3 protein-coding genes are annotated in these 4,810 nt (G+C 64.5%); 2 read left to right on the forward strand and 1 reads right to left on the reverse strand.

Annotated elements, in window-relative coordinates; all coding sequences use genetic code 11:
- Positions 1 to 117: 117 nt before the first annotated feature.
- Positions 118 to 2,448, reverse strand: a complete 2,331-nt coding sequence (locus tag B3361_RS21545; RefSeq protein ID WP_054906275.1) for an FdhF/YdeP family oxidoreductase — start codon at positions 2,446 to 2,448, stop codon at positions 118 to 120.
- A gap of 236 nt (positions 2,449 to 2,684) precedes the next feature.
- On the opposite strand from B3361_RS21545, the gene moaA reads away from it, so the two are divergent.
- On the forward strand, positions 2,685 to 3,689 hold the full coding sequence (gene moaA / locus B3361_RS21550) for a GTP 3',8-cyclase MoaA (protein WP_082414773.1): 1,005 nt from the start codon (positions 2,685 to 2,687) through the stop codon (positions 3,687 to 3,689).
- A gap of 20 nt (positions 3,690 to 3,709) precedes the next feature.
- Positions 3,710 to 4,609: a bestrophin family protein gene (locus B3361_RS21555; RefSeq protein ID WP_154211969.1), complete on the forward strand. Its 900-nt coding sequence runs from the start codon at positions 3,710 to 3,712 to the stop codon at positions 4,607 to 4,609.
- The last annotated feature ends 201 nt before the right edge of the window (positions 4,610 to 4,810 follow it).

Consider the following 4,810-nt stretch of genomic DNA (forward strand, 5'->3'; position numbering starts at 1 on the left):
ACAACATACAAGGAGCGAGCGGAGCTCGCGATGCGCCGCGCGGGCGGCGCTCGATCTCACAGGCGCTGAAGATCCTGCGCCTACCCCCGCCCGCGACAGGGCCCTTGCAGGCGCCCGTCAATCCGAAGCCAGCACCGCCGCAATCCGGTTCCCGGCCTTGGCCTTCTCCAGCTTGATCGCCACAAACTTCGAGGTCGGGGTGTACGTCCCCTCGCCATAACTCTCCAGCGGCACCAGCGGGTTGGTCTCGGGGTAGTAAGCCGCCGCCTGCCCTTGCGGCACGTCATACGCCACCAGGCGGAACCCCGACACCCGCCGCTCCACACCATCCTCCCACAGCGACACCAAGTCCACGTGCTCGCCCGGTTCGAAGCCCAGGCGGCGGATGTCGGCCTCGTTGACGAACACCACTTCGCGCAGGCCGAACACCCCACGGTAGCGGTCGTCCAGGCCATACAGGGTGGTGTTGTACTGGTCGTGCGAACGCAGGGTCTGCAAGATCAGGTCGGGCTTGTCCCCGCGGGCCAGCACCTTGGCGTTGACCAATGCCTCGGGCAGCGTGTGGGGCAGGAAGCGCGCCTTGCCGGTGGCCGTGCGGAAGTTGCGCTCGGCAGCGTGGTTACCCAGGTGGAACCCGCCAGGGCTGTTCAAGCGCTCATTGAAACGCGCGAAGCCGGGGATGACGTCGGCAATCATGTCGCGGATGCGGTTGTAGTCGGCCACTGCATAGGCCCAGTCGATCGGCTGGTTGCCCAGCGTGGCCTTGGCCATGCCGGCGATGATCCATGGCTCCGAACGCATGTGCGGCGAGCGCGGGCGCAACTGGCCATGGGAGAGGTGCACCATGCTGAAGGTGTCTTCCACGGTCACGCCCTGCGGCCCTGCGGCCTGCAGGTCGATTTCGGTACGGCCCAGGCATGGCAGGATCAGCGCGTCGCGGCCGGTGACCAGGTGCGAGCGGTTGAGCTTGGTGGAAATCTGCACGGTCAGCGCACACTTCTGCAGCGCGGCATGGGTACGCGGTGTATCCGGGGTGGCTTGGGCAAAGTTGCCGCCCAGGGCGACAAACACCTTGGCCCGCCCCTCCTCCATGGCCTTGATCGCCAGCACCGCATTGTGCCCGTGGGCACGCGGCACACGGAAGCGGAAGCGTTTTTCCAGGGCGTCGAGCAGTGCTGCCCGGGGCTTTTCGTCGATGCCCATGGTGCGGTCGCCCTGCACGTTGCTGTGGCCGCGCACCGGCGACAGGCCAGCGCCGGGCTTGCCGACGTTGCCGCGCAGAAGCTGCAGGTTGACGATTTCCTGCACGGTTGCCACCGAATGGCGGTGCTGCGTCACGCCCATGGCCCAGCACATGATGACCCGCTCGGCCTTGCGGTACATACGCGCGGCCAGTTCGATCTCCGCCAAGGTCAGGCCAGACTGCTCAACGATGTGTTCCCACGCCGTGGCGTCGACCGCCGCCAGGTAGCCATCGATACCGCTGGTGTGCTCGGCGATGAAAGCGTGGTCGAACACCGGCGGTTCGCCCTTGGCCTGGGCCTCGCGTTCCCACTGCAACAGGAACTTGGCAATACCGCGCATGGCCGCCATGTCGCCCCCCAAGGCTGGGCGGAAGTACGCGCTGGAAGTCGGCTCGGAGCCATTGCTGAGCATTTCGAACGGGTGCTGCGGGTGCTGGAAACGCTCCAGGCCACGCTCTTTGAGCGGGTTGAAGCACACCACCTGGGCACCGCGCTTGACCGCTTCACGCAGCGGTTCGAGCATGCGCGGGTGGTTGGTGCCAGGGTTCTGGCCAATCACGAAAATGGCATCGGCCAGTTCCAGGTCGTGAAACACCACGGTGCCTTTGCCCACCCCCAGGGTTTCCGACATGCCCGAGCCGCTGGCTTCGTGGCACATGTTGGAGCAGTCCGGGAAATTGTTGGTGCCATAGGCACGCACGAACAGCTGGTAGAGAAACGCCGCTTCATTGCTGGCCCGGCCCGAGGTGTAGAACTCGGCTTCGTCCGGCGATTGCAGTGCGCGCAGGTGCCGGGCAACCAGCTCGAACGCTTCTGCCCAGGTGGTTTCCACGTAATGGTCGGTGGCTGCGTCATAGCGCATCGGGTGCGTCAGGCGGCCTTGGTACTCAAGCCAGTAGTCGGTCTGCTGCTTCAACGCGCTGACGCTGTACTTGGCAAAGAAGGCCGGGTCCACCGAGCGGCCGGTGGCTTCCCAGTTGACCGCCTTGGCGCCGTTTTCGCAGAACTTGACCATGTCGCTTTCCGGCGACTCGCCCCAGGCACAGCCAGGGCAGTCGAAGCCGCCGTTCTGGTTGGTCTTGAGCATGGCCCGCAGGTTCTTGAAGGCGTTGTCACTGCCCAGCCAGCTCTTGGTCACGCTTTTCAGCGCCCCCCAGCCGGCGGCGGCGCCTTTGTAGTCCCTGATGTGTTCGTCCTGGCTCATGCGGTGAATCCTCACGCTTCGGTGCTTTGTTTCAGCCTATGGAGCGTGGGGCGGGGCGTCCAATCGAAAGATCTTACGGCGTGATAAGCGCTTTCGATCACGGCAGCCAAACGAGGAGCTGCCAGGCCGCATGATAGAGACCGTCGATCATGCAGTCGGACAAAGCAATTTGACGGCCCTGCGCCCAGGTTATAGCTTGGACAGAAATGCCCCCCTTCCCAGACGCGAGCGCGAACGTGGAACAGAACAGCCGGGCCCTGATCGACGGCTTCAACCGGAAAATCGACTACCTGCGGATGTCGGTCACCGACCGCTGCGACTTCCGTTGCGTGTACTGCATGGCCGAAGACATGCAGTTCCTGCCGCGCCAACAGATTCTCAGCCTGGAGGAACTGTTCCAGGTGGCCGAGCGCTTCGTCGCCCTCGGCACCCGCAAAATCCGCCTGACCGGCGGCGAACCCCTGGTGCGCCAGGGCATCGTCGACTTGTGCGGGCGCATCGCCGCCCTGCCCGGTCTGCGCGAACTGTGCCTGACCAGCAACGGCTCGCAGCTTGGCCGCTTGGCCCAGCCGCTGTTCGACGCGGGCGTTACACGCCTGAACATCAGCCTCGACAGCCTGGACGCCGACCGCTTCAAGCAACTGACCCGTACCGGCGACCTGCACCAGGTGATTGCCGGGATCGACGCAGCCCGACAAGCCGGTTTCAGGCGCACCAAGCTCAACTGCGTGGTGCTCAAGGGCCGCAACGACCATGAACTGGTCGACCTGGTGCGCTTTGCCATCGACCGCGAGCTGGACATCACCTTCATCGAAGAAATGCCCCTGGGGGTGATCAGCGAGCATGAACGTGGCGAGTCGTTCTGCTCCAGCGATGAAGTACGGGCGCTGCTGGCTGAACAGTTCACCCTGGTCGAGTCCACCGAAACGTCGCAGGGGCCGGCCCGTTACTGGCGCCTGGCCGAAGCGGCCAACACCCGGGTCGGCTTCATTTCGCCGCACAGCCACAACTTCTGCGCCACCTGCAACCGTGTGCGCCTGACCGTCGAGGGCCGCTTGCTGCTGTGCTTGGGCAACGAGCATTCGGTAGACCTCAAGCACGTGCTGCGGGCCCACCCGGGCGACCCCGACCGCCTGGAAAAGGCCATCCGCGACTCGCTGCACCTGAAGCCCTACCGCCATCACTTCGAAGTCGGTGGCGACGTGCAGATCCTGCGCTTCATGAACATGACCGGCGGCTGAGCAGCTGCCTCTGGATTGCCATGATCGTCCACCCCGCACCCGATGTGTTGCGCGTGTTGTTCACCCTCAAGGGTTCGATCATCAAGCGCATTGCCCTGCGCTGCCTGATGGTCACCCTGCTGGCGGCACTGATCGTGCTGGTCGAGCGCCATTACCCGGCGTTTTTCTACCCGGTCAGCGCCACCCCATTCACCTTGCTGGGCCTGTCGCTGTCGATCTTCATGAGCTTTCGCAACAACGCCTGCTATGACCGTTGGTGGGAAGGGCGCAAGGCCTGGGGCAAGCTGATCATCGAAACCCGCTCGTTCGTGCGTGAGAGCGTGGTGATCGGCGATGAAGCACTACGCCGTGAGCTGCTGCGCAGCCTGTGCGGGTTTGCCCATGCGCTGAATGCGCGGTTGCGCAACGAAGACAACCTGGCTGCCGCCCGCCCATGGTTGCCCCGGCCCGAGGCGCTCAGCCCGCACAACGTGTGCGACAGCATCCTGCGTGAGGTGGGCAGCCAATGCTCGCGGCTGGCCGAGCGACAACAGATCAGTGACTGGCGTTACAGCCTGCTGGAGCAGCGGCTGGTGGGGCTGACCGAGGTGCAGGCCACCTGCGAGCGGATCAAGGGCACGCCACTGCCGTTTCCCTACACACTGTTGTTGCACCGCACCATCTACATCTTCTGCCTGTTGTTGCCGTTTGCCCTGGCCGAGCCACTGGGCTGGCTGGCGCCGCTGTTCACCACCATCGTGGGGTACACGTTCTTCGGGCTGGATGCGATTGGCAACGAACTGGAAGACCCGTTCGGGCGGGATGAGAATGACCTGCCTACCGATGCCATGGTGCGGACGGTGGAGCGGGATGTACTGGCAGGGTTGGGGGACCAGCAGTTGCCGCCGGCGTTGTTGCCGGTGGGGCATGTGTTGAGCTAAGGGCCCTATCGCCGGCAAGCCAGCCCACAGGGATCGCCTTAGGGCTGACAGGTGTTTGCCACAAGGTATGGCAGCGCCTGTTAGAGCGAGCGCCGCCCGCGCGGCGCAATCGAGAGCTGCGCTCGATCCTAGTATGTTGTGACTGACCTGGCGGGAGAAGTTATTCTCGTCAGGCTGAAGAAGCCCTTCCGGGGAGGCCGA

The sequence above is a fragment of the Pseudomonas sp. UBA6699 genome, assembly GCF_002454615.1.
Taxonomy (GTDB): domain Bacteria; phylum Pseudomonadota; class Gammaproteobacteria; order Pseudomonadales; family Pseudomonadaceae; genus Aquipseudomonas; species Aquipseudomonas juntendi.